The following is a 26354-nucleotide window of genomic DNA, read 5'->3' as shown; positions in this document are numbered from 1 at the left end:
CGGATTAATAATATAATGAATGTTTTTTATATAATTATATTATAAAATGTTATTAAAGAACAATGCAAGGAGAATAACATAAGATGAAGAATAAAAATATTTTTAAAAAAATTTTTATAAAAAATATTCCGCTGTTTTTTATTGAAATATTAAGTGCGTATATTGCAACAAAAGTATTGGTTTTGGGAAATACAAAAATATCGCAGGCGATAGACGCATTGTTTAATAATACAATTTCGGAGTATATCAATAAACAATTCTGGATATATGTTGCCGTTCTTGTTGCGGCGGGATTTATTTTTACATATATTCAGACATATGCGACAAAAGTATTTGCGGTAAATATGCAGACTGATTTCAGAAGAGAGGCGGGAAAGAAGCTGCCGGAGCTTCAGTTTAAATATTTCGACTCGCATTTGTCGGCGAGAGTGCTTAATAATTTTATTGATGATGTGGCTAAAATTTCGGAATATTATTCTGAGCTTCTTCCTGATATAGTAAAAACAATAATAACAAGCGTGACGATTTTTATTACACTTATAAAAGTTGACCGAGTGACGGCACTTCTGCTTCTTGTTATTATACCCGTAATGGCGGTTATCACAAGTTTTACGGGAAATATGGTGTCAAAGCTTACGAGAAAACATACTGAATATAACGATGAAGTAAATGAACTCGCATATGATGCCATAAACGGTATCAGTGTTGTAAAAAGTTTTAACCTTGAAAATTATTTTAAAAATAAGATAAAAAATACGTTAAAAACAATATTAAAATTTGAATATAGAAGAAATGCAATTTCGTCAATAGGCTGGGCTACGGGAAGCCTTGTATCTACGGCACCTTATATTATTTTGAGTATATTTGCGTTACACAGAGTTTTGTCGGGAAATTTGACTGTGGGCGGGATGACATATTTCATACTTTTTATGGACAGGCTTTTGCAGCCTCTTGGCAATCTTCCCTATATGATTATTGACGCAAAAATTGATTTGGTTTCAAAAAACAGGCTCAAAGAGCTGATGAATTATCCTGTTGAAACAAATATGGAAAATTCCGAGGACAACACAGGAGATTTTTCTAAAAAATCCGATAACACCGGGAAGAACAGTAATATTGTAAACGCTGACAAAATCGGGAAGAACAATAATGCGGCAGTAGTATTTAAAGACGTTACATTTTCGTATGTTAAGGGAAATAATGTTTTAAAAAATTTCAATGTTAATATAGAAGCGGGAAAAAATGTTGCGTTTGTCGGTTCATCGGGCGGCGGAAAGAGCACGATTTTTAAGCTGATTTGCGGTTTGTATGAAGTAAACGGCGGTACAGTGGAGATTTTCGGAAAGAGAATCGGAGAAGAAAATATTGATTTAATAAGAAAAGATATAGCACTTGTTTCGCAGGATACTTATCTGTTTCCAGAGACGATTGCGTGGAATGTTGCCTGCGGAGACGAATCGGTAAGTATGGAACGCATTATCGAATGTTGCAAAAAAGCAAGAATTCACGATGATATTATGAAAATGCCTCAGGGCTACAATACCGATGCAGGGGAACGCGGAAATATGCTTTCGGGCGGACAGAAGCAGAGAATAGCGATTGCAAGGGCTTTGCTTAAAGATGCCAGGCTTATATTATTCGATGAGCCGACAGCGTCCGTGGATATTGAAAATGAAGAAAAAATAAAACAGGCAATAGAAGAAATTAAAGAAAATCATACAATAATTACGATAGCACACAGACTTAATACAATAGAAAATGCAGACTGCATATATGTTGTGGATAACGGTGTTATAGCCGAAAGCGGTACGCATGATGAATTGATAGCCGGAAACGGAATATATAAAAGGCTGTACGATACGAAAGATGAGGTGTCCTATGAATAATTTTAAAATATTAAAAGAGCTGATAAAAAGATTTCAGGGAGTTCGTGCAGTTCTTTATTTTGCAGAAATAATAGGAATGGGAGTAGCAGATGGAATTTCGGTGGTTCTTGTTTCAAGAATTATAGGCATAATTATGGACACTGCCGTGTCAAAAGGAAATTTGCGTGACACTCCGCTGGTAAAATATATAATTCTTACAATAATATTTAAAATTATTATACAGACATTGCTGGCTGTTTTGTATAACGACGAAGCAAAGCGGACAGGTGCGAATATGCGTAATACTGTATACGGAAAGGCCCTGTCGCTTCCTATGGAATTCTATGACAATCATCATACGGGAGAATTTATGTCGAAACTTACATATGATACAAACATGGCATCTGGAGTGTTCGGTTCAAGAATAAGGCGTGTCATGATGCCTGTTATTATGGTTATTGTCTGCATAATACCTATGTTTGTTCTTTGCCCTCCTGTTACGGTGGGTCTGCTTGTTTTATGTATAATTTCGCTTACATTAAATTTTGTGATGATACCTGTGCTTGAAAAATACAGCCGCAAAATTTCAGATGCAAATAAAGAAATAAGCAAATCCGTAACAAATATGCTTCAGGGAATGGAAACAATAAGAATGTTTCCACTTAAAAAAGTTATAAGCGATTCTTATAATAATGCCAATGAAAATTGCGGCAAAAACATGAAAATCCAGGGACGGACAGAGGCTTTGATTTCGGCACTGAGAGCAGCATTTGACCTTATAGGGGCATTGGTTTTTCTTGCACTCGGAATATTATATACAACCAAAACAGGAGGAAAACTGGGAAATCTTATAAGCCTGTATTCAATATACGGAGCGTTTCAGTATAATTTTCTGCTCATGGGCGTGTATATACCTAGTCTGTCAAGCTGGCTTGTAAATGCACAGCGTGTTCTCGAGTTTATTGATACTCCGAACGAGAATTTTTACGTCGAAAATAAAGAAAATACAAAAAATAATATTTGTCAAAAAAACAGCGAAGCTCACCATACGGTAGAATTTAAAAATATAACATTCGGTTACGCGGGTAAAAATACAAATATATTTGAAGCTTACAGTGCGTTTTTTGACAGCGGAAAAAGTTATGCACTGGTGGGAGAATCCGGCCGCGGAAAGAGTACGCTTACAAAACTTCTGCTCGGATTTTATCAGCCAAAGAAAGGACGCATATTTATTGACGGAACTGACATAACGGAGCTCGGACTTGTAAATGTGCGTGATAAAATCGCATATATACCGCAGGAACCGTATTTATTTAACTGTTCGATTAAGGAAAATATAAGAATGGGAAAATTAAATGCTTCAGATGAAGAAATTTACAATGCGGCAAAACAGGCTGGAGCACACGATTTCATATCGGGGCTTGAAAACGGATACGAAACACCCGCGGGCGAACGAGGAAATACACTTTCGGGAGGTCAGAAGCAACGAATAGCAATAGCCAGAGCAATTCTCAAAGATGCACCTGTAATCATATTTGATGAGGCGACATCGGCACTTGACAATGAGACGGAAAAATATATAAACAAAACTGTTATGTCGGTGAAAAAGGACAAGCTTATCCTTATGATAGCACATCGCCCGTCTACGATAGAGACGGCAGATTGCAGATTTGAGGTGTAAAAGAGCTTACTGACATGTAATGTGGCTAAAAAGGTGGAGTGTATACAAAAAAATACCGATGTTTATGAAAAAACTTACTGTTTATTACAAGATGCTACAAAAAACTTGAATGTTTTGACTACAGGTGATATGTTTAATACAAATATAGTGTGTTTATCGGAAAACAAAAGGGTATTTTAGGAGGGGGTATATATGAATATAGCCATAACAGGAGATAAAAAAATAGCATTTAAAATTAAAAATTTATTAGAAAATGAAAAAATCGATAATATAAAAATAGACATTATTACATCTGAAGATTTTATTAGATTAGATGTTAATTTGTTGCAAAAATATAATGTTATATATATAAATGCAAGTGAAGATGAACAGGCTATTATGAAAAAAGCAAATGAATTGCATGAATATGACTACAAAGGCTTTATAGTTCTTATTTCTAATAATATTAATTTAGCGGTCAAAGGGTATGATGTTGGGGCATTTAAATATATAATATTAGATGATAATATTGTAGCTCAAGTTAAAAAAAGTATTGTTGATATTATTAAAATTAGGCGAAAAAAAGAAAACTATATTTTGTTAAATGATAATAAAGTAAAAATTAAAAATATTGTTTATGTTGAAAGCGATTTGCATAAAATAAAAGTGCATTTGTCAAATAAAAATGATGTTATACAATTAAATGGCAAGTTGGATGAATTTGAAAGAAGAATTAACATGTATGGGTTTATAAGGATTCACAAGAGTTATTTGGTTAATTGTATATATATATTGAATATATCAAGATATAATGCCACATTAAGTATTTATGATAATATACAATTACCAATTCCAAAGGATAGATATAAAGAAATAAAGTGTATTTATCAAATGTTTTTGGAAAGAGATTGTGTTTGAAAATTTGCCCGGTTATTCTGATTAATGCGTAAATTTTGCCGAAATATGTATATTGTGTTGACATAATTAAATGTAATGTTAAGCTGTTTTTAGAGAGAAAATAAAATCATGTGCATGATAACTTTTATAAAAGTATTTAAACTGTCTCTCGATAAATACTTAAGGTACATTAGAAAAATTAATTGAAAGGGGATAATTTATGGTAAAAAAAGATTTAATTAGAAAATTGGGTGTTGTTTTTACATCGGTTGTTTTACTTTGTGCAAATACAATGAGTGTTTTTGCCGAGTATAATGAAACAGAGAGAAGGTCATCATATGCAGGAAATACGAAGTTTTATTACCAGTTGCATATGGAAAATTTTAAGGCAACAGCTTCTTTGGATTCAGATTCGGAATGTGAGCTTTATTTATATGGATATGTAAAAGACTGTATTGGAGATTATTATAAGAATACATATACTTTTTCAGCAGGTGACCAGTGGGGATGCAGTATATCTGCTGGTAGAGATACTGCATTTTTAACATTGGAGTCATATGCAGAATATAGAGTTGATTCTGAAGACGGTGGTTGTTCAACAACGCTTACTTTACATGAATAATTAAAATATGGATACATGCACAATCTTATATGGTTGTGGATGTAATCCGAAAAAGCGGAGGGGTCTTTATGAGCAAAAAAATAAAATACATAGTGGCAGCAGTATTGGCAGCAGTGGTATGTGCTGCGGTGATTTTTACAATTAACAGGAAGAAGTCAGGCATAAATATGAATGTAGGTGAATTGTCGGGTGATGAGCAGAATTATTGGAATCCTGATATTCACAGCATTTCAAAGGCGGAAAACGGATATTATTACCTGCATTATGACGGAAAGAACCTTTTAGTGAAATATTTTGACGGGTCATCAAAAAGGTCTGTTCCGGTATGTGCGAAAGCAGAGTGCAGTCATAATTCAAAAACGTGTAATGCGTGGCTGGATACCGATGAATATCTGAGTTCTCCGATTTATTATTACAAAAATAATATATATGTTGTACGTGTGGAAGGTGGAATGGCTAAACTTGTAAGTATTAAGGCTGACGGAAGCGACAGAAAAGATGTTGCCAATTTGTTTGCAAATGACAGGATAACGTCAATTTCTATGGTGTTTCATAACGGATATGTATATGCGTACGACCATATAGGTCATATAGGAAGCTCTGAAAGCGGTAAAGAGATAATTAAAAAAATAAATATTTCAGATGGAAGTTCACAGGATATAGTCGAATATGAGGGTGAAAACAGTGCTGTGATGGGAGCGAGAAGTTACGGAGATAAACTTTTTTACAAAATTTTTCAGTATTCCATAAATAAGCAGACATTAAAAGCCAATATGAATTTTCAGCTTTATTATTATGATTATACCGACGGTGAGAATAAAAAAGTTTCGGATATGAATATATGTGATTTCTGTGTCGATGCTGACAACGGAATGTTATATTATTTTGTTGTTGGAAAAGGATTGTATTCTCAGTCGCTTGACGGACAGAATAATAAACTCATATACAAGGCGTCCGAAAATATGGTATCTGCGGTAATGTCATATGATGGCAGATATATTTATATGAGTAACGGCGGAATGGGAAGTACGACGGATTTATCTAAGACCGTTGAACGTGAAATTCAGGTTGTTGATACGACGGGAAAACAGATAGATACAATTAAGCTTGGAAATGAAATAGAGAATTTATATTTCGGCGATGAAAAATATTTATTCGGGACAAAGAGTGATAAGCTTGTTTATATAGATAAGAGCAGTCTCGGAAACGGTGCGTGTGTTTGGGAAAATGCGGAGTAGGAACTTATTATGGAAGAGTTTAAGAGGGTTTTTGGCATAAAATTTATAATGGTATTTACAGTGACGGTGCTGTTAAATATCGGTTTGTTTGTATACAGCAGTTCCGAGGGTAAAAGTATGTCCGATATAAGGCAGGAGACACATTACCGTCAATGGATAATCGGAGAACTGTCGGATATGCAGCCCGAGGAAGCTCTGGAAATTGCCGATATACAAAGTGATTCCGTAATAAAACGTAAATATGACGAATTGGAATCGGAAGATCAGACTGTATATTCAAGGCAGTTAAACAAAATAAAAGAACAATTAGAATATATAATAAAATATCCCGAGGATATAAAAAATATACAAAATAACGCAGATACCCTGAAGAGTTTTTCTATATTTGCAGATAAAAATTCATTTACATATAACAATATTCAAAAGACGGCAAAGGATTTCAAACGGGTAGAGGGCGTACAGCTTTATCTTACCGATAATAAAGCAGTAAGCGGTTTTGTTACATATTATTATATCTATTATCTGGCATTGGTACTTAATGTGTTTGTCCTGTATGAACTTTTCGGCGAACGGGAAAACGGAATGTGGTGCATTGTTCATACATCAAAAAGCGGCAGGGCAAAACTTGCGTTTAACAGGACAATGATTATTACAGCTTCTGCATTTATAATTACGGGAGTTTTGTTTTTTACAACATTTTTGACGTCGTTTATATTATACAAAACGGCGTCAATTAATGCACCGATTCAGAATATTGAAAGCTTTTCGAGATTTTCATTGCCGATGAGTCAGCTTCAATATATAATATATGATTTTTTATATAGTTTTTGTGCAGTGCTTACGCTGACAGCGATTGTATGGATGGCATTTGTTTTTATAAGGCACCGCAATATAGCGGTTACGGTAATTGCTGTATTTATGGGTGTGGAAATGCTTTTGTATCAAAAAATACAGTCACAGAGCGTATATGGCATTTTTAAGCAGATTAATCTTATAAGACTGTTAAAGGTTAATGATATAATAAGCACATATGCCAATCGCGGCAAAGGAACATTTGTGGTTTCCGAATCAAATATAATGCTGACAGTTACGACGGTGCTTTTTATTGCCGCATGTACGGGAGGAATTCTTGGAACAGTATATATGAGACCGGAACAGAAAAAATCAGTGATTGCAAGAATTGCGGATAAAATATGGGAAATGTATCAGCATTTATTGTCGGGATTTTCGATTACGGCAAAGGAATTCCATAAACTGCTTATAACAGGCAGAGGATTGATTGTTATAGGCGTGCTGGCGATTTTGGCGGTTTATTTTGTGAGATACGGACAAATGACATTTTCTGACAGCACAAAAGAACTTGATAATATCTATATTACCAATGGCGGAAAAGAATATCATTATATAACCGATATGGTTAATGAAAGATTAAATGATTATCAGTGTGCGGTTAAAGATGCACAAGATTGTATGGTCCGTTACAATGCAGGAGAAGCAACGCTTGAGGAGGTTACAGAGAGCTCATCAACGGTTTCGTTATATGCGGTTAAACTTGGCAGGGTATCCGAATTTATGAAAAAACAGGAGTATTTGCAGGAAATTAACGAAAAATACGGAGTAGACGGCTACATGATTTCGGACAGGGGCTATGAGGAGATTTTTGGAAAATATTCGATTATAAGGGAGGCTGTACTGTTTTTGGCACTTGCTGCCGCAATAATTCTTATAGTGGCTGAAAATATTGTGCTTGAATACAGAACGGGAATGAATTATATAATAAATGCCGCAAGGCACGGAAGATGCTGGATACAGATACACAGAGCTTTAACGGGTGTTATGCTTACAATAATTCTGTTTTGCTTTATATACGGCATGGATATGTATACTATGTATACAATGTATGGTATGCCGTACCTTGAAGCTCCACTTATGAGTCTTACTTTTATGGAGGGGTGTAATCCGTCTTTTACAATAGGGCAATGGATTATAATTCGTCTTGTAAAAAGATTTGTTGTGATTCTTCAAATATATATTGCCACATATGCCATAACAAATGTTGTTATGCGAAAGATGACAGGCGGAAAGTAACATGTCATGAATTATTCTTGCCAATATACAAATCGGCGAGTATAATTAATTAAGAAAAAATTAATAAAATGTTAATAAACAAAGGAGCAAAACAAAATGAAAAGACGATGTATGGGGATTTTTCTTGTTCTGTGTATGACATTAAGCTTGTTGCCAGCAACGGCTTCTGCCACAGAAAACGGCGTTGCGATTAACGAAACAAATTTTCCGGACGCCTTGTTCAGGGAGAAAGTTGCGGAATATGATAAAAATAACGATGGCGTTTTAAGTGACACAGAAATATCAAATATTAGGAGTATTTCAATAAACGGGGACTCATCGAAAGGCGGAGATGTAACTGACCTGAAAGGAATTGAGTATTTTACTTCATTGACAAGGCTTCAATGCGGTCATAATAAAATTTCAAAGCTTGATGTTAGTAAAAATACAGCATTGACAGAGCTTTACTGCCCAAATAACGAGCTTACGGAATTGGATTTGGGTAACAATACAGCTCTTGGTCAACTTACCGTAACAAATAACCAACTGAAAGAATTGGATATAAGTAAAGATACAGCTCTTACTTATCTTGCTTGTGCAAACAATCAATTAAAGGAATTGAATGTAAGCAAAAACACAGCCCTTACAGAACTTAGCTGTTCGTATAATCAACTGACAGAGTTGAATGTAAATAACAATACAGCTCTTACAAGGATTGACTGCGGAAGTAATCAGTTGTCTGAATTAGATGTAAGTAAAAACACAGCACTTACTTATCTTAGCTGCGGAAGCAATGAAGGCAACAAACTTACAAAACTTGATGTAAGCAATAACACAGAGCTTACGTATCTTGAGTTTTGGCACAATGAGATTACATCTATAGATTTAAGTAAAAATACGGCATTAAAAAATCTTTCTTGTTATGAAAACAAATTGACAGAATTAGATTTAAGTAAAAATACAGCTCTTACTAATCTTTTGTGTGGTGATAATGAATTAACTTCATTGGATTTAAGTAAAAATACGGCATTAAAAAGCCTTGAGTGTTTTTCCAATAAGTTGACAGCATTGGATTTGAGCAATAATACAAACCTTGAGGTGCTTCGTTGTAACGATAATAAGCTTACATCGTTAGATTTAAGTAATAATACTTTAATAAATGGTTTTAGCGGTAAGTATAATATTTATAATATTACAGCCGATTCTGACCGTAGAATCAATCTTTCTGATTTGCCGGGAAGCTTTGATGTGAGCAAAGCAAGCAACTGGAAAGGCGGAACGGTAAGCGGTAATGTATTAACCGTTAATGAAAATGCAAAATTTGTTACTTATACTTATGACTGCGGCAGCGGTCAGTCAGTTGATTTTAATTTGAGGGTAACAGTTGATGAAGCTCCTGCTCATACACATACATACGGTGAGTGGAACAATGACGAAACAAATCACTGGCATGAATGTAGTGATGCTTCATGTACTGATAAGAGCGGAAGTGTAAAAGATTTGGCAGAGCATACTTTTGAATGGAAAGTTGACAAAGAAGCAACTGAAACAGCAACAGGACTTAAACATGAGGAGTGTTCGGTTTGCGGTTACAAACGCAATGAGAATACTGTAATTGAGAAAATTGAGAAAATTCCTGCTGACATCTCGAATAATACTCCTGCTCCTGTACAGACAGTTCCGGAAACAGGTGACAACAGCAATCTTATATTCTGGCTTGCTGTTATGTTTATAAGTGCCGGTTCACTTGTCGGTGCAACAGTTGTTTGCAAAGAGAAAATGTATTGAAACCCTAAAAGTTTATAACTAAAAGTTAAGGCACAGCCGACAGAAGTTTTTCTGTAAGCTGTGCCTTTGTTTTCAATGAATTAATATATTTAATATCAATGATTAATAATACATAGACATGCCACCTGATGTATTAATGAAAGCAAAAACATAAAATACGATTGTTAAGATTCCGAGGATAAGACCTACCAGAAGAGCAATCTTACATCTTTTGAGCTGTTTTTCATAATCATCGAAGTTTCCGATTTTGAAAGCGTTGTTACCCATGATAATAAATATTATTCCGATTACACCACATATTTTATTTAAAAATACGGCACACAATATACTCAGAGTAAGCCATGTGCCAAAAGATGGTGCATTCTGGCTTGATGGATATGGCGGACGGTTATATCCGTTATTATATTGATTATATCCGTTGTTATATTGGTTTCCGTACTGATTATTGTAGTTATTATAGCCATTGTTTCCATAACCATTATTGTAACCATTGTTGTAGCTGTTGCCGTTATTATAGCCATTGTTGTTGCCGTAGCCGTTATTATAGCCGTTATTGTAACCATTGCTGTTGCTGTAGCCGTTATTATAGCCATTATTGTAGCCGTTGTTATTACCATAGCTGTTATAGCCATTATTGTAACCGGAATTGCCATTGTTGTTATAATAATTATTATATCCGTTGCCATAATTGTTGTTATTGGAATTATTGGAATTATTGCTGCCGGAATTGTTATTGTAATAATTGTTGTCAGAAGAATTATTGCCGTCAGAATTATCGGATGTTGAACTATTGTTTGAATAGTCATCTGATGGTCTGTAATTGGCATCATATGTATCATTATAGCTGCCGTAAGTTCCGTTGCCGGAAGCATTATTACCGTTATTCTGATTATTATTCTGGTTGTTGCCTGAATTATCATTAAAAGGATCTGGTGTATAGTTATCCATGAAACTCCTCCATTTCTGTATGATTCATACTATACTTAGAGTATAATAAATATAAGCTGTTACGTCAAGTTAAAATTTATTACTAAAAAGTAAAATAAAAATAGCATTTGCATGTAAATTGTTAAAACAAATAAAAAAATAAGTTTGTAAATTTTATAATTGCATGATATACTCATAATAACATTAATATGTTGATGACATAAAATATTGGAAATACAGGAGTAAAAATTATGCCTAATATACTAATTGTAGAGGATGATATAAATATTAATAACCTTCTTTGCGAGGTACTTAGGAAGGCAGGTTATATGTGTGAACAGGCATTTTCAGGAACGGAGGCAAAGCTGCTTCTGGATATAAAAGAAAAGGCTTATACGCTTGTACTGCTTGACTTAATGCTGCCTGGTGCAAGTGGTGAAGAGGTTTTAAAAGAGATAAGAAAGCAGGGAAGGCTTCCGGTGATTGTGCTGACTGCAAAGGATAGTATAGATGATAAAATCGGAGTGCTGACAGACGGAGCAGATGATTATATAACAAAGCCCTTTGAGATAAGAGAGGTACTGGCACGTATTCAGGTACAGCTTCGTCATATAGAGGCAGAAACAAAAAGTGAAGCAGATGCAGAAACAGAAGCAGAAACGGAAGTAAAAACAAAGGCTGGTATACAGGAAGGACAAGGCAGCGGAAGGCTTGAGTTCAGGGATATGGTGCTTACACGCTCTACCTTTGAGGTAAGTATCGGTGGCAGGGTGCTTCCTAAGATTACAAAACAGGAATTTGCAATACTGTAATTGCTGCTTAAAAACCCGAAGCAGGTGTTTAGCAAGGAGGATATATTTGAATATGCGTGGGATGAGCCATATATGGGTGAAACAAAGACACTGGATGTGCATATAAGCAATATCAGGAAGAAAATAAAAACCGTTACATCTGATGAATATATAGAAACAATATGGGGGATTGGATATCGCCTGCATGAATAATTTACTCTTTTTTTACTATTTATTTGCGATTGATTAGGATTTATTTTTTATGATAAGAGCAGATAGGTGATTGCGGAATGTATTAACCAGAATTTATGTGGTTGTAAGAGTTTCGCAAACACCCGGATAAGAGCATTTAGGAAAAGGAGAAGAAGGCTTTGAGTGAATTATTATTGCAGACAAGGAATCTGACTAAGCAGTATGGCAGACACAGGGCGGTTGATGATGTAAATATGCACATTAAAAAGGGTGCGATATATGGCTTTATTGGAAGAAACGGAGCCGGTAAAACGACCTGTCTTAAGATGATTAGCGGACTGTCAGCACCGTCTTATGGCGAAATAGAAATGTTTGGGTATAAGGGAAAGGACTTACAAAAGGTACGTTCAAGAGTAGGGTGTCTTATAGAAGCTCCCGGACTTTATGGCAATATGTCAGCATTTGACAATCTGAACATTAAATGTAAGCTTACAGGAATTAAGAAAAAAGGATATATAGAAGAGCTGTTAAAAACAGTAGGTCTTGATGCTGTTGGAGAAAAGAAAACAAAGCATTATTCGCTTGGAATGAAGCAGCGCTTAGGAATTGCTCTTGCACTTGTAGGCGAGCCTGACCTGCTTATTCTTGATGAGCCGATTAACGGACTTGATCCGCAGGGAATAGTGGAGGTGCGTGAAACCATCCAGAAGCTTGCTAAGGAGCGAGGTATGACAATATGTATTTCAAGTCATATCCTGGAGGAATTATCAAAGATTGCTACAGATTATGGCATTATTCATAATGGATGCCTTGTGCAGGAGCTTACAAGAGAAGAGCTTATGAAAAAATGCAGTGAGCGTATAGAGCTTACGCTTGATAATCCTAAGCAGGCTATTCCTGTGCTTGATGATATGGGCTTTAGCAGCTATCAGGTTATAGATAAAGAACATATTCATATATTTGAAAGACTGGGAGAAAGTGCCAATCTGAACATGGAGCTTGCAAAGGCGGGAATTCCAGTTAAGGGAATATCTATTACAAGTGAAGAACTTGAGAATTATTTCTTAAGGCTTACAGGGGGTGACAATCGTGCTTAATATGATAAAGATGGATGTATACAGAATGTTTCGTACAAAGAGTATGTATGTAATATGGATTATATTGATGGCATCAGCACTGCTTACCTCATTTCTTTCAAAAATAGATTATGATGCAGTTAATAAAGAGTGGGAGCAACAGCAGGCAGTGGAAAGACAGGCAGATACTGATGGTCAGACAGTTGATGTGGTAAATGCACAAAACATAGAGGAACAACAGGCAGATGACAGCAACAAGGAACAGCTTTCGCAGCAGAATACAGATAATGTCAATCTTGGTATGAGCGTGGAATTACCTACGGAGCCAGGGAAGAAGGTTACGGTAATGGATGTTTTCTTTTCTAATGCACAGGGAAAATTTTATGCACTTTTTCTTGTAATATTTGCGGTTATGTTTGCAACAGCAGATATTAAGAGCGGTTATATTAAGAATATTGGTGGACAGGTGTCACAAAGGGGGATGCTTATTGTTTCAAGGGCAGTTGTGCTTGCCTTATTTACAGCAATTACCTTTGCAGGGATATTTGTATTCCAGGCAGCAGCGAATATGCTTGCGTTTAAATGTGTGGTGTGGGGTAACTGGAAGGAGATTATACCTTATTTCTTAACGGAACTTACGCTTCATTATGCATTTGTGTTAATATGTATGGCAATAGCAGTTATAATTAAGAACAATGTCATAAGCATGACCTTGTCGGTATGTCTTACCATGAATATAATGAGCATTGTGTATGGCTTTATAGATTATGTAGTTAACAGAAAGGGACTTCATAACTTCAGCATCTATAAGTATACAGTAACTGGAAGGATGGCAATGCTTCCTATGAATGCAGGCAGGGATGATGTTGTTAGTTCAATGTGTGTGGCAGTTATATTTATTATTATAATTCTGTCATTAAGTAGTTATGTTTTTCAGAAAAGGGATATTTAGAGGATGAGGATTATTATTGGAATATTAGCAGTAATAATTATTATACAGGCATTTATTATGTGGAAATACCAGCGGCAGATTAAGGACATCTGCCGCCAGTTGTCGTTTCTTATGGAACATGATAGTAACAAGCTGATTCAACGTGAAATAGATATGGGGGGAATAGGTGAGCTTTCAGATAAATTGAATAAGCTTCTTGACCTGCGTAAAAAAGAAAGAAATGAGTACAGAAAAAAAGAAGAGCTGATTGCAGATACATATACTAATCTTTCACACGATATAAGGACACCGCTTACATCGCTGGATGGGTATTTCCAGCTTATAGAGGAATGTGACAATATAGATGACCAGAGGAGATATCTTGATATAATCAGAGAAAGGCTTAACAGCCTCAATGAAATGCTGGAGGAGCTTTTTACATTCACTAAGCTGAAAAATGATTCTTATAAGCTGGAGCTTACGGATTGTTGTATGAACAGAATATTAAAAGAAGCTGTATTTTCTTATTATGATGAATGGAAGAAGCAGGGTATCTGCCCGGATATTAGTATTACTGAGGAAATGCTGTACATATCAGGTAATAAGCAGGGCTTAAGGAGAGTTATACAGAATGTCATAAAAAATGGTCTTGATCATGGGGAAAAGAATATAAGTATCAAGCTTATCCGTGAGGATAATCACGCCTTGCTTAAAATCAGCAATTATACGGAACATCCTGAAAATATTGACTTAAGCCATGTGTTTGAACGTTTTTATAAAGCAGATGTGGCAAGAGGCAGAGCCTCAACCGGACTGGGTTTATCTATTGCAAAAGAGCTTGTGGAGCGTATGAATGGAGATATAAGTGCAAGAATACAGGGGAATGATTTCCTTATTGAGATAAAAGTTCTGCTTGTGGTATAATATGAATAGGTTGAAAGAGAGATAAGGAAGGTGTTTTTATGAAATATTCTAATGTAGTAGTTGCCGGTGGTGGGGTGCTGGGAAGCCAGATTGCATTTCAGGCAGCATATTGTGGTTTTAACGTAACTATATGGTTAAGAAGTGAGGGTTCTATTGGTCGTACACAGCCAAAGATTGATAATCTTAAAAAGACATATACAGAAGCAATTGAGAAGATGGCAGGCGATAAAAATGCGTGGTGTGCAGGTCTTGCTGATGAAGATTCATTTGATAAGGTAGAGTGTCTTAAAAAAGTCGAAGCTGCTTATGAGGGCATAAAACTTGAACTTGATATGGCAAAAGCGGTTAAAGATGCTGACCTTGTAATTGAGTCAATGGCAGAAAACGAAAAAGATAAGATTGCGTTTTATGAGAAGCTTGCCCCGCTTCTTCCTGAAAAGACGGTCGTTGTGACTAATTCATCAACACTTCTCCCGTCAATGTTTGTAAAGTATACAGGAAGACCTGATAAGTATTTATCGCTTCATTTTGCTAATTCAATATGGAAGAATAACACGGCAGAAGTAATGACACAGCCTCAGACAGACATGAAGTATTTTGATGAGGTTATGCAGTTTGCTAATGATATAAGAATGATTGGACTTCCGGTAAGGAAGGAAAAGAGTGGATATCTGCTTAATTCAATGCTTGTTCCATTTCTTTTAAGCGGACTTGATTTGTATGCGTCAGGCATATCTGACCCTGAGAGCATTGATATAGCGTGGACAAGAGGAACAGGAGCACCTAAAGGACCATTCCAGATATTTGATACAGTAGGACTTAACACTGCATATAATATTGTTCATCAGTATCACAGTGTTCCGGGAATATTTTCACCATTATTAAAGAAGATGATGATGCCATATAATTTTAAGAAGATGGAAGAAATTCTTAAAAAATACATAGATGAAGGCAAGCTTGGAATGTCAACAGGTGAAGGATTTTACAAATATAAATAAATATATTATTCTATAGATAATCAAAAGGAGGCTTGTCAACAGATGATTGGCCTCCTGAATTATTTATACAGGAGAGATTAGATGAAATTAGATGTTCTGGGGCTTATCGGTGCATGCTCATATGCATTGGACTGTGTTGAGGCAGAATTAGTTCATGTGACGAATAAACATGCAAAGCGTGTGGCATATATGAGCGTATGCACGGCAATGCAGATGGGAATTACAGGCAGAAAACTGCAGGACCTGGCTGTGTGTGCACTTTTGCATGACAATGCCCTTACTCAATATATACAGGAAGAATTTCATAATGACATTTCACATGTAGATAGTATAAAAGAACTGCCGCATGCAGGGGCACATTGTGTAATGGGTGAACAAAACATAAAAGACATTCCATTTTATACAGATGTAAAAAATGTTATTTTATATCACCATGAAAATGCCGATGGAAGTGGGCCGTTTGGTAAAAAATGGAACGAGATTCCGCTTTTTGCACGAATTATACATATGTGTGACCTGCTTGATATGGTATGTCTGCGTAAGGCGGTTGACTTTGAGACATGGAAGAAAATAAGTGAGTTTCTTTCAAAAATACGTGGAACGGTTATTGATGATGAGTGTGCAGATGCATTTATGGATGCATTTACAGGAGTGTCCGTTATGAATATGGAAGATTCGCAGATAGAGAAGAGTCTGTGGGAAAAAGTACCACGCGAAAAAATAGAATTAACTTTTGAGCAGATAAAAAATATTGCCGGATTTTTTGCGAGAATAGTAGACTACAAATCACCATTTACAAGTACACATTCAATTGGCGTGGCTGAATGTGCCAGGAAACTTTCGGGATATATGGGATTTGATGATGAAACAGTACAGAAAATGTATCTTGCCGGAGCACTGCATGATATCGGAAAAGTTGCAATAGGCAATGACATACTTGAAAAACCGGACAGGCTTACTGATGAAGAATTTGATACAATGAAGCATCACGCATTATATACATATCGTATTTTGTCAGATATTGATGATTTTGACGAAATCCGTGACTGGGCAGCTTTTCACCATGAAAGATTAGATGGAACGGGATATCCGTTTGGAAAGAGTGCAGACGAATTGAATGAATGTGAACGGATAATGGCATGTGTTGATATTTATCAGGCGTTGACAGAAAGCCGGCCGTATAAAAAAGGAATGACACATGAAAAAGCAATTGGGATTCTTGAAGATATGGCACAAAAAGGATGGCTTGACAAAAATATTGTATTAAAGACAGATGAATGTTTTTCTGTATGATAAATATAAAAAATATGGAGGGAATATGCTTGATATAATATATGAAGATAAAAATATGATTGTAGTAAATAAACCGGCAGGACAGCTTGTGCAGAGCGGCAGATCATTTGAACTTGACCTTACAAGCGAAGTGTTAAATTACAGGCGTGAAAAAGGCGAAGAAGCATATGCTGCAGTTATAAACAGGCTTGACAGACCGGTGAGCGGACTTGTGCTGTTTGCAAAAAATAAAAAAGAGGCATCAAGATTGAGCAGCCTTATGCAAGAAGAAGGCTTTTGTAAACAGTATTATGCGGTGTGCTGCGGAAAACTGCCTGATAAAAACGGTGAGTTTGTGGATTACCTTTTAAAAGACGGAAAGAATAATGTTTCAAAGGTTGTAAAGGAAGGGACAGCCGGTGCGAAATACGCAAAACTTCTATACGAAACATTAAAAGAGATAGAAAAAGATGATAAGGTTTACACGCTTGTAAAAGTAACACTGATAACCGGAAGACATCATCAGATACGCGTGCAGTTTGCACATAGAAATCATCCGCTTCTTGGCGATACAAAATACGGAGATGAGAGATTTAACAATGAAATAGCACTCTGTGCAGCATTTTTAAGCGTTGACGGACATGAATATTCGATAGAGCCGTCATGGCAGTTTTGAAACTGAAATACTGAATAATTACCCCGCCTGTTGACAATAATTACATATATAAAGAATGTAAAACGTTGTGAACTTATTATAGAAGGGGCAGGGCAGATGCAGGAAACCGGGAAGCATTATGAAAAAGCATATTGGACAAACAGGCAGAAGTTGCAGTATATAAGTGGAATCGTAATTATTACGGTATCTGTAATTGCTGGCTTTAAATATGTTTTTCCTTTTGTTGCACCATTTGTGATTGCATATGCTGTGGCAGTAATGATTGAAAAGCCTGTAAACAGACTCGCAAGGGTGTTCAAGGGCAGAAAAATGATTGCGTCGGCTGTTATAGTTATTTTGTTTTCGGCAGTTTTGTGTGTGGGAATCGGACTGTCAGCGTATTTTGGACTGGCTGAGATAAAGTCATTTATAAAAAATTATGAGTATAATATGGTGACATTCAGGCAGACCGCCGCAAGAATCTGTTTTAATATGGATGGATGGCTTGGACTTTCGGACGGACAATGCCTTGATTTTATATGCCGCTGTATGGAAAAATTTGAAAAAACTGTTGATAATGGCGGTGTTTCACAGATTATGACTAAAGTTGTGACAATTTCGGTTCCTGCTGTAATAAAAACAATTACAGTTACAGGTTCGGTAATTATCTGCTTTATATCAGTTGTGTATCTTGCGGTTGTGATTGACAACGTGAGGGATTGGAAAAAGGAAAATGTTTTTCGCATGGAAATAAAAGCTGTATCTGATTCGTTATACAGGCTTATACAGGTATATTTTAAAATAGAGGCATTAATTCTGGTTATTAATTCAATACTATGTATAATTGCTTTGCTTATAATAAAAAATTCGTATGCAGTTGTGCTTGGCATACTTATAGGTATTGTGGATATGCTTCCCGTTTTCGGAACCGGAACAGTTCTTCTTCCGTGGGCATTATTTGAACTTGTTAATAAAAATGTGACATCGGCAGCAGTTCTTGTAAGTGCGTATGTTGTGACATATTTTGTGCGTGAGATAATGGAGAGCAAGTGCCTGGGAGACAAAACGGGGATTCCGCCGTTTGTTATGCTTATGGTAATATTTCTGGGGATTATGATATATGGCATAATGGGATTTATATTAGGCCCTGTTTCATATTGTATAATGAAAGCACTGATACTTCACTTGAAAATAGAGATTGAACGTGGTACACTAAAAAATACTTGAAATATAAGCTGTAAAGTAACAGCAAAATCGGAGGTAGACATGGCAGAGGATAAGAAACTGGTAGAGGCAATTACATCAATGGATGTTGATTTTGCACAGTGGTATACAGACGTTTGTAAGAAGGCAGAACTTATGTCCTATTCAAGCGTAAAGGGATGTATGATATTTAAGCCCGCTGGATATGCCATTTGGGAAAATATAAAGAATGAATTAGACAGAAGATTTAAGGAGACAGGTGTTGAGAATGTATACATGCCAATGTTTATTCCTGAAAGCCTTCTTGAGAGAGAAAAAGATCATGTAGAAGGATTTGCACCGGAAGTTGCATGGGTGACATACGGCGGTCTTAATCCACTTCAGGAAAGAATGTGCGTAAGACCTACATCAGAGACACTTTTCTGTGATTTCTATAAAGATGAGATTCAGTCATACAGAGATTTACCAAAGGTTTATAACCAGTGGTGTTCAGTTGTAAGATGGGAAAAAGAGACAAGACCATTCCTTCGTTCGAGAGAGTTCTTGTGGCAGGAAGGCCATACAGCACATGCTACAGCTGAGGAAGCAGAAGCAAGAACACAGCAGATGCTCAATGTATATGCATCATTTTGTGAGGAAGTTCTTGCAATACCTGTTATCAAGGGACGTAAGACTGATAAAGAAAAGTTTGCCGGTGCTGAGGCTACATATACAATTGAAGCACTTATGCATGATGGCAAGGCACTTCAGTCAGGTACAAGCCACAATTTCGGTGATGGATTTGCAAAGGCATTTGGTATCCAGTATACAGATAAAGATAATAAGTTAAAGTATGTTCACCAGACATCATGGGGAGCAACAACAAGACTTATCGGAGCTGTTATTATGACACACGGTGATAATTCAGGTCTTGTTCTTCCGCCTAGAGTTGCACCTGTTCAGGTTGATATTATTCCTATCATGCAGAAGAAGGAAGGCGTGCTTGATAAGGCATTTGAGGTTATGGATACACTCAAGGCAGCAGGACTTCGTGTTAAGGTTGATGATTCTGATAAGAATCCGGGATGGAAGTTCTCAGAACAGGAGATGCGTGGTATTCCTGTAAGAGTTGAGATGGGACCAAGAGATATTGAAGCTGGTCAGGCTATCGTTGTAAGAAGAGATACAAGAGAGAAGATTACAGTTAATATTTCTGAACTTGCTGATAAGATTAAAGAGATTCTTGATGCAATGCAGGTTGAGATGCTTGAACGTGCAAGAAAGCACAGAGATGAGCATACTTATGTTGCAACAAATTATGATGAGTTTAAGGATATAGTTGCTAATAAACCTGGATTTGTTAAGGCTATGTGGTGCGGTGACCAGGCATGTGAGGATAAGATTAAGGAAGATACAACTGCTACTTCAAGATGTATGCCATTTGCACAGGAACATCTTTCAGATGTATGTGTATGCTGCGGAAAGCCGGCAAAGAAGATGGTTTACTGGGGTAAAGCATACTAAAAGATTATTAATATAGATAAAGACAAAGGCGGGCAAAAGCCCGCCTTTTATAAAAGATTAAAATTTGTGGAAATGAGGTAATGTATGGATAAATACAATATTGTGATGCCGCAGGAGGTTAAGGATATAATAAAACAGATAGAGGCGGCAGGCTTCGAGGCATTTGCTGTCGGTGGCTGTGTCCGTGACTGTATTCTTGGCAGAACACCGCAGGATTGGGATATAACGACATCAGCACTGCCTTCACAGATAAAAGAAATATTTGCAAGAACAATAGATACAGGCATACAGCATGGAACTGTTACCGTGATGATAGGCAAAACCGGTTATGAGATAACTACATACCGTATTGACGGGGAATATAAGGATTGCCGTCATCCTGAAAATGTCGAATTTTCATCAGATTTAAAGGATGATTTAAAAAGACGTGATTTTACAATTAATGCAATGGCATACAATGACAGCACAGGCCTTGTTGATGAATTTGACGGAATAAATGATTTGAACAAAGGTATTATAAGATGTGTGGGAGATGCAAAAGAGCGTTTTACGGAAGATGCTTTGAGAATGATGCGTGCAATACGATTCTCTGCCCAGCTCGGATTTGATATTGAAGAAAATACATACAATGCAATATCAAAGCTGTCACCATCAATAAGCCATGTCAGCATGGAACGCATACAGGTTGAGCTTGTAAAAACATTGTTGTCGGATAACCCCGGTTATGTAATGAGATTTTATGAGACGGGGCTGTTTAAATATGTGCTTCCGGATATCGGCCGGGTGCTTGGCGGAAGATATTCAAGAAATGCACTTACAATGTTGAAATTTTCTAAAAAACAGCCTGTTTTCAGGTATGCAGCACTTCTTAACACGCTTGAACCGGAAAATGTAAGAAAGACGCTCAGGGAATTGAAACTTGATAATTATACGGTGGAGCATGTTACAAAACTTGTTGCTAATTCAAAAGTAACAATAGAAGAAAATGAACCAGCATTAAGAGAGGCAGTCCACCAATACGGAAGAGAACTCATACAGATGATGTTTGAGCATGAAGAGGCCATAATTGCCACAAAGGAAGAAATTACCGGTATAAAGCTTGCTGGCAAGAAAAAACACCTTATCGTTCTCAGGACTATGTATGATGAGATTACAAAAAGAGGTGACTGTATCTGTATAAAAGACCTTGATATAACGGGAAATGATTTGATGGAATATGGACTTAAAGGTCCTGAAATAGGGAAGACACTCAATGAACTCCTTGGCGTTGTAATAGAAAATCCACGTCTTAATGATAAAGCAACACTTATAGCATTAATAGAACATCTTAATTAACTTTAGGGTATTTTTCCTCCACAGCTTTCATATGATAAGACAGACATATGGAAGTGTGGAGGTTTATAATGAATGAAAAATCACTGGATGTATTAAAACAGTATGATATAGATGTGTATAAAACTATGCGTGGAAGAGGAGGAATGCTGCTCTTTACAAATCAGGGAGTGAAGCTGTTTCTCGAGTGTAATCATCCTGATAAATATTATGAAAGAGAAGATATAATTACTAAAACTATTGCACATAATGGATTTATTAATGTTGATACATATATAAGAAATGCAGATGGCGGGCTTGTGAGTGAGAATGAGGAGGATGGCAGACGGTATATACTGAAAAACTGGGTTGATGCAAGAGAGTGTAATGTGAATGATATTTCGGATATAGCAGCCGGTGTCTCAACGCTTGCAAGGCTGCATACATCACTTGATGAAGCGGCAGTGTGTTTCAGGGAGATGGATGTTAATCCTGTAGCAGAAAACATGAGGCTTGCGGATAATTATGTGCGCCATATGAAAGAACTGAAACAGGCATCCAATTATCTTAAAAATAAGAAAAAGAAATCTGAGTTTGAAAATATTGCATATAGAAATATAGGTTCATTTTACAGTGAGGCGGTGAATGCTGTCCGTAAAATGAGCGATGATAAATTAAAAAAACGTTTTTTGCAGGCACAGCTTAGCGGTGAACTTGTACATGGCAACTATACATATCATAATGTATGTTTTTGCGGAAGCACTGTATTTGTCACGAATTTTGAGAAGTGCCGCAATGAATGTCAGATAAGTGATTTGTACCAGTTTATGAGAAAAATTCTTGAAAAATATGAGTGGGATATTCAGACGGCATACAAAATGCTTGATGAATATGACAAAGTAAAACCTGTATCTGATATTGATTTGGAGCTTTTAGGAGTGCTTTTTTCATTTCCGGAAAAATTCTGGAAGATAATCAATTATTATTATAATATGAATAAGGCATGGATACCACCCAAAAGTGTTGAAAAACTGAAAGCAGTTACATCCGTAAACAGCCGCAGGCTGGAATTTCTTGCAAGTATAGGTGCATTGTGATAATATAGCTTACAAGTACGGATAGATTTTGAATTGGAGTACGTATGAACAAAAATGTATTTTTTAATATAATATATAAGGCAGTTTCCGTTATGATGATTGTTGTCATTTCTGTGTCAGGTCTTGTAGGCTGCGGCTCGAAAAAAACAAGTTCTGTCATACCGGGAAGCTCAATACTTCCGGCACCGACAAAGTCAATTACGGATGCACCTGTAAATGCAAAAACAAATGAAATTACAATAGAAGGTGTTTTGTCTTCATTAGATAAAGATGCCAAAAAGATGAGATTTGTTGAAAATTCATCAGGAATAGAATATGAAGTTCCATATACGGGGGGAACTGATATTCAGACAAAATATGGAACAAAGATAGCACCATCCAACATGAAGCCGGGTGAGATATACGAAGTTACATGTGATAAAAAAGGAACAGCACTGACAATCTACGGTGCAAAGGATGCGTGGGAAAGAACCGGGATTACAGGGCTTGATTTTGATGAAAGCACAAGAAAGATTACGATTGGTTCAACTAATCTTGTATATGCACAGAAATCGGTGATTTTGTCAGATAATGAAAAGATATCTATTTCCCAGATTGTAAAACAGGATACTGTAATATTAAGAGGTGTTGATAGTACGGTTTACTCAATTGTAGTTGATGTAGGACACGGATATATTAAGTTCACAGGAGTAAGTGCATTTGAGGGCGGATATGCAAGTATAGGAAAGAGCCAGCTTGTAGGTGTGACTGATAATATGCTTGTTACTGCAGCAACCGGAACATATGATCTTGAACTTGATGCAGGAACCATGAGCGGAAAGAAGACTGTTACGGTTGAGAAAAATAAAGAGACAACGGTTGATTTCAGTGAATATAAGCTTCCAGTTGATGAGCAGGGAGCTGTTAATTTTAAAGTTACTCCGTCAAATGCTGTCATGACGATTGACGGCGAGGAAGTGGATTATACAGAACCTGTTATGTTGAAATTTGGCAGTCATGTCCTGACACTGGCAGCTAATTATTATGAAGCATATACAGAGACATTTACAGTAAGTTCGGCTTATTCTACAAAAGTTATAGATATGACATCTAAGTCAGCCTCGACTAAGAGCAGCAGTTCATCGACGACTGCAGCATCAACAAATGGTTACAAGGTAAATGTAACAGCACCTGCAGGTGCAGCACTTTATGTAGACAGCGTATATGTTGGGATTGTGCCGTGTTCATTTGAGAAAAAGTCGGGTACAAAGACTATAACTCTTACGCAGAATGGATATAATACAATTAGTTATTCTATTTCTATTGCCAACAGCAGCGGAGATTTGAATTATGCATTTCCGGATATGACAAAGAAAGAATAGAAGGAGGATAAATCCTCTCCTCGCTAGGAGACATAGTGCATCAAAGATGCACATTGGGATTTTTCTTTGAAAAACAAGGAGGATATTATGAATATACCGTTTTCACCACCTGATATAACAGAAGAAGAGATAGAAGCAGTTGCCGAGGTTATGCGTTCCGGCTGGATTACAACAGGACCAAAGACTAAGGAACTTGAAAGAAAGATGGCAGAATTTACGCATACAAACAGAGGTGTATGCCTTAATTCGGCAACATCATGTATGGAGATGGCACTACGCTTGTTTGAGATAGGACCGGGAGATGAAGTTATTGTGCCGGCATATACATACACTGCCAGTGCCAGTGTTGTATGTCATGTTGGTGCGACGCTGCGTCTTGTGGATGTAGAAAAAGGAACATTCCACATTGATTATGCTGCGGTTGAGAGTATGATTAATGAAAATACAAAGGCAATCATACCTGTTGATCTGGGCGGTGTTATGGTTGATTACGACCGTATACGAGCTATTGTTGAATCAAAGAAGAGCCTTTTTAGACCTTCTTCAAAGATGCAGGAAGCATTGGGACATATTTTAATTCTTGCTGATTCTGCACATGGATATGGTGCTTCACAGAATGGAAAGATGAGTGGAGAATGTGCTGATTTTACAAGCTTTTCATTTCACGCTGTTAAGAATTTTACGACAGCTGAGGGTGGCGGACTTGTATGGAGACATGTGCCGGGTGTTGAAGATGAGGAGATTTATCATAATCTTATGCTTCTTACGCTTCACGGACAGTCAAAAGATGCACTTGCAAAGACAAAGTTAGGTGCATGGGAATATGACATAAAGGGACCTTATTACAAATGTAATATGACAGATATTCTTGCCGCTGTAGGCCTTGTACAGCAGAAGCGTTATAAGAGCCTTCTTGCGAGAAGAAAAGAGATTATTGAGCGTTATGATGAGTGGATTAAAGATGATGATATAATGACACTTAAACACTTTGATGGCGGTAATATTTCAAGTGGACATCTTTATCTTGTAAGAGTGCTTCCATATGATGAAGAAAAGAGAAATTCCCTTATAACAGCAATGGCAGAGGCAGGTATTGCAACTAATGTCCATTACAAACCTCTTCCTATGCATACGGCATACAAGAACCTTGGATTTGATATAAAAGATTTCCCAAATTCATACGAGATGTATAAAAATGAAATTACACTTCCGCTTCACACATGTCTTACAGATGAGCAGACAGAGTATATCATTGAGAATTTTAACAGATTAAGGAAGATTTAATTATGGAGTTAAGACAGTGGAATGAGCTGCCTGACCGTATGAGAACGCGTGAGGTCAGAAAATATTATAATATAATCGCACAGCGAAGAGGCTGGTTTCGTGCAAAAAGGGTATTTGATGTCATAGTTTCATTAATAATGCTTGTATTTCTTGCAATTCCTATGGCAGTTATTGCAGCCATGATAAAGTTAGACTCAAAAGGTCCTGTTTTTTTCAGGCAGGAAAGAGTTACGCAGTATGGAAGAATTTTTAAGATTTACAAATTCAGAACTATGGTGAATAATGCTTCATGTATTGGAAGCCAGGTTACAGTGGCAGGTGACGCAAGAATAACAAAGGTTGGTAAATTTTTAAGAAAATTCAGACTTGATGAATTTCCACAGCTTTTTAATATAATAGCTGGTGATATGACACTTGTTGGGACAAGACCTGAAGTGCCGAAATATGTTAAGCATTATACACCTGAGATGTATGCAACACTGCTTCTTCCTGCAGGACTTACATCGAGGACAAGCATTGCATACAAGGATGAGGATAAGCTTTTGAAGGATGCAAAAAATGCCGATAAGACTTATGTAGAGCAGATTCTTCCTGTTAAAATGCAATATAATCTTGAAAGTTTAAGAAAATTTGGACTGGTTGATGACTGTAGCATTTTATGGAATACTTTTTATTCTGTAATCAGGAAGTAG

Annotated in this window: 23 protein-coding genes; 22 read left to right on the top strand and 1 reads right to left on the bottom strand. The window is 36.5% G+C overall.

Going from position 1 to position 26354, the window contains the following annotated elements; translation table 11 throughout:
- The first annotated feature begins 83 nt into the window (after positions 1-83).
- From WMO38_RS08350 to WMO38_RS08320, 7 genes are all read left to right on the top strand, one after another.
- Complete coding sequence (locus WMO38_RS08350; protein WP_349162211.1) at positions 84-1886, top strand: ABC transporter ATP-binding protein; 1803 nt, start codon at positions 84-86, stop codon at positions 1884-1886.
- On the top strand, positions 1879-3546 hold the full coding sequence (locus WMO38_RS08345; RefSeq protein ID WP_349162210.1) for an ABC transporter ATP-binding protein: 1668 nt from the start codon (positions 1879-1881) through the stop codon (positions 3544-3546). Before WMO38_RS08350 ends, WMO38_RS08345 begins: the two co-directional genes overlap by 8 nt.
- A 192-nt stretch (positions 3547-3738) precedes the next feature.
- Entirely contained in the window at positions 3739-4443 is a 705-nt protein-coding gene (locus WMO38_RS08340; RefSeq protein WP_349162209.1) for a LytR/AlgR family response regulator transcription factor, read from the top strand.
- Positions 4444-4642: 199 nt separating this feature from the next.
- Positions 4643-5044, top strand: coding sequence for a hypothetical protein (locus WMO38_RS08335; protein ID WP_349162208.1), 402 nt, complete (start codon positions 4643-4645; stop codon positions 5042-5044).
- A 68-nt stretch (positions 5045-5112) separates the two neighbouring features.
- Complete coding sequence (locus WMO38_RS08330) at positions 5113-6282, top strand: YncE family protein (protein ID WP_349162207.1); 1170 nt, start codon at positions 5113-5115, stop codon at positions 6280-6282.
- Positions 6283-6291: 9 nt separating this feature from the next.
- Positions 6292-8370, top strand: a complete 2079-nt coding sequence (locus WMO38_RS08325) for a hypothetical protein (protein ID WP_349162206.1) — start codon at positions 6292-6294, stop codon at positions 8368-8370.
- 96 nt (positions 8371-8466) lie between these two features.
- Entirely contained in the window at positions 8467-10137 is a 1671-nt protein-coding gene (locus tag WMO38_RS08320; RefSeq protein ID WP_349162205.1) for a leucine-rich repeat domain-containing protein, read from the top strand.
- A gap of 102 nt (positions 10138-10239) precedes the next feature.
- On the opposite strand, the gene WMO38_RS08315 is transcribed toward WMO38_RS08320, so the two are convergent.
- Positions 10240-11085, bottom strand: a complete 846-nt coding sequence (locus tag WMO38_RS08315; protein ID WP_349162203.1) for a hypothetical protein — start codon at positions 11083-11085, stop codon at positions 10240-10242.
- 230 nt (positions 11086-11315) lie between these two features.
- Here WMO38_RS08315 and WMO38_RS08310 point away from each other — a divergent pair, with 230 nt between their 5' ends.
- From WMO38_RS08310 to WMO38_RS08245, 15 genes are all read left to right on the top strand, one after another.
- On the top strand, positions 11316-11876 hold the full coding sequence (locus WMO38_RS08310; protein WP_435391007.1) for a response regulator transcription factor: 561 nt from the start codon (positions 11316-11318) through the stop codon (positions 11874-11876).
- Positions 11877-12068, top strand: coding sequence for a winged helix-turn-helix domain-containing protein (locus WMO38_RS15290; RefSeq protein ID WP_435391006.1), 192 nt, complete (start codon positions 11877-11879; stop codon positions 12066-12068).
- Between the two features lie 158 nt (positions 12069-12226).
- Positions 12227-13144, top strand: coding sequence for an ABC transporter ATP-binding protein (locus tag WMO38_RS08305; RefSeq protein ID WP_349162202.1), 918 nt, complete (start codon positions 12227-12229; stop codon positions 13142-13144).
- 1 nt (position 13145) lies between these two features.
- Positions 13146-14075 carry an ABC transporter permease gene (locus tag WMO38_RS08300; protein ID WP_349162240.1) on the top strand — a complete coding sequence of 310 codons (930 nt, stop codon included), beginning with the start codon at positions 13146-13148 and terminating at the stop codon, positions 14073-14075.
- A gap of 3 nt (positions 14076-14078) precedes the next feature.
- Positions 14079-14978 (top strand): sensor histidine kinase, encoded by a 900-nt coding sequence (locus tag WMO38_RS08295; RefSeq protein WP_349162201.1) that lies wholly within the window; start codon positions 14079-14081, stop codon positions 14976-14978.
- A 38-nt stretch (positions 14979-15016) separates the two neighbouring features.
- Positions 15017-15976 carry a 3-hydroxyacyl-CoA dehydrogenase gene (locus WMO38_RS08290; RefSeq protein ID WP_349162200.1) on the top strand — a complete coding sequence of 320 codons (960 nt, stop codon included), beginning with the start codon at positions 15017-15019 and terminating at the stop codon, positions 15974-15976.
- Positions 15977-16057: 81 nt separating this feature from the next.
- Positions 16058-17269, top strand: a complete 1212-nt coding sequence (locus WMO38_RS08285) for an HD domain-containing phosphohydrolase (RefSeq protein ID WP_349162198.1) — start codon at positions 16058-16060, stop codon at positions 17267-17269.
- A 25-nt stretch (positions 17270-17294) separates the two neighbouring features.
- A complete protein-coding gene (locus WMO38_RS08280) occupies positions 17295-17924 on the top strand; it encodes an RluA family pseudouridine synthase (RefSeq protein WP_349162197.1) in 630 nt (209 codons plus the stop codon).
- A gap of 96 nt (positions 17925-18020) precedes the next feature.
- The gene (locus WMO38_RS08275) at positions 18021-19130 is read left to right on the top strand and encodes an AI-2E family transporter (RefSeq protein ID WP_349162196.1); all 1110 of its coding nucleotides are present in this window, start codon (positions 18021-18023) and stop codon (positions 19128-19130) included.
- Positions 19131-19169: 39 nt separating this feature from the next.
- Complete coding sequence (proS, locus tag WMO38_RS08270) at positions 19170-20609, top strand: proline--tRNA ligase (protein ID WP_021866482.1); 1440 nt, start codon at positions 19170-19172, stop codon at positions 20607-20609.
- 84 nt (positions 20610-20693) lie between these two features.
- Positions 20694-21944, top strand: coding sequence for a CCA tRNA nucleotidyltransferase (locus WMO38_RS08265; RefSeq protein ID WP_021866481.1), 1251 nt, complete (start codon positions 20694-20696; stop codon positions 21942-21944).
- A gap of 68 nt (positions 21945-22012) precedes the next feature.
- Positions 22013-23017 carry a YutH/CotS family kinase-like spore coat protein gene (locus tag WMO38_RS08260; protein ID WP_349162193.1) on the top strand — a complete coding sequence of 335 codons (1005 nt, stop codon included), beginning with the start codon at positions 22013-22015 and terminating at the stop codon, positions 23015-23017.
- A 44-nt stretch (positions 23018-23061) separates the two neighbouring features.
- On the top strand, positions 23062-24378 hold the full coding sequence (locus tag WMO38_RS08255; RefSeq protein WP_349162192.1) for a PEGA domain-containing protein: 1317 nt from the start codon (positions 23062-23064) through the stop codon (positions 24376-24378).
- 87 nt (positions 24379-24465) lie between these two features.
- Positions 24466-25662, top strand: coding sequence for a DegT/DnrJ/EryC1/StrS family aminotransferase (locus WMO38_RS08250; protein WP_349162190.1), 1197 nt, complete (start codon positions 24466-24468; stop codon positions 25660-25662).
- 2 nt (positions 25663-25664) lie between these two features.
- Positions 25665-26354 (top strand): sugar transferase, encoded by a 690-nt coding sequence (locus tag WMO38_RS08245; protein ID WP_349162188.1) that lies wholly within the window; start codon positions 25665-25667, stop codon positions 26352-26354.

The organism is Lachnospira hominis (ex Hitch et al. 2025), assembly GCF_040096395.1.
GTDB lineage: Bacteria > Bacillota > Clostridia > Lachnospirales > Lachnospiraceae > Lachnospira > Lachnospira hominis.
The sequence above is the reverse complement of the archived record's forward strand: the minus strand, read 5'-3'. Positions and strand labels throughout refer to the sequence as shown.

Bases quoted from the DNA above. Each gene is read 5' to 3' on its own strand.
- WMO38_RS08350 (WP_349162211.1), top strand. From the start codon at position 84: ATGAAGAATAAAAATATTTTTAAAAAAATTTTTATAAAAAATATTCCG.
- WMO38_RS08345 (WP_349162210.1), top strand. From the start codon at position 1,879: ATGAATAATTTTAAAATATTAAAAGAGCTGATAAAAAGATTTCAGGGA.
- WMO38_RS08340 (WP_349162209.1), top strand. From the start codon at position 3,739: ATGAATATAGCCATAACAGGAGATAAAAAAATAGCATTTAAAATTAAA.
- WMO38_RS08335 (WP_349162208.1), top strand. From the start codon at position 4,643: ATGGTAAAAAAAGATTTAATTAGAAAATTGGGTGTTGTTTTTACATCG.
- WMO38_RS08330 (WP_349162207.1), top strand. From the start codon at position 5,113: ATGAGCAAAAAAATAAAATACATAGTGGCAGCAGTATTGGCAGCAGTG.
- WMO38_RS08325 (WP_349162206.1), top strand. From the start codon at position 6,292: ATGGAAGAGTTTAAGAGGGTTTTTGGCATAAAATTTATAATGGTATTT.
- WMO38_RS08320 (WP_349162205.1), top strand. From the start codon at position 8,467: ATGAAAAGACGATGTATGGGGATTTTTCTTGTTCTGTGTATGACATTA.
- WMO38_RS08315 (WP_349162203.1), bottom strand. From the start codon at position 11,085: ATGGATAACTATACACCAGATCCTTTTAATGATAATTCAGGCAACAAC.
- WMO38_RS08310 (WP_435391007.1), top strand. From the start codon at position 11,316: ATGCCTAATATACTAATTGTAGAGGATGATATAAATATTAATAACCTT.
- WMO38_RS08300 (WP_349162240.1), top strand. From the start codon at position 13,146: ATGATAAAGATGGATGTATACAGAATGTTTCGTACAAAGAGTATGTAT.
- WMO38_RS08295 (WP_349162201.1), top strand. From the start codon at position 14,079: ATGAGGATTATTATTGGAATATTAGCAGTAATAATTATTATACAGGCA.
- WMO38_RS08290 (WP_349162200.1), top strand. From the start codon at position 15,017: ATGAAATATTCTAATGTAGTAGTTGCCGGTGGTGGGGTGCTGGGAAGC.
- WMO38_RS08285 (WP_349162198.1), top strand. From the start codon at position 16,058: ATGAAATTAGATGTTCTGGGGCTTATCGGTGCATGCTCATATGCATTG.
- WMO38_RS08280 (WP_349162197.1), top strand. From the start codon at position 17,295: ATGCTTGATATAATATATGAAGATAAAAATATGATTGTAGTAAATAAA.
- WMO38_RS08275 (WP_349162196.1), top strand. From the start codon at position 18,021: ATGCAGGAAACCGGGAAGCATTATGAAAAAGCATATTGGACAAACAGG.
- proS (WP_021866482.1), top strand. From the start codon at position 19,170: ATGGCAGAGGATAAGAAACTGGTAGAGGCAATTACATCAATGGATGTT.
- WMO38_RS08265 (WP_021866481.1), top strand. From the start codon at position 20,694: ATGGATAAATACAATATTGTGATGCCGCAGGAGGTTAAGGATATAATA.
- WMO38_RS08260 (WP_349162193.1), top strand. From the start codon at position 22,013: ATGAATGAAAAATCACTGGATGTATTAAAACAGTATGATATAGATGTG.
- WMO38_RS08255 (WP_349162192.1), top strand. From the start codon at position 23,062: ATGAACAAAAATGTATTTTTTAATATAATATATAAGGCAGTTTCCGTT.
- WMO38_RS08250 (WP_349162190.1), top strand. From the start codon at position 24,466: ATGAATATACCGTTTTCACCACCTGATATAACAGAAGAAGAGATAGAA.
- WMO38_RS08245 (WP_349162188.1), top strand. From the start codon at position 25,665: ATGGAGTTAAGACAGTGGAATGAGCTGCCTGACCGTATGAGAACGCGT.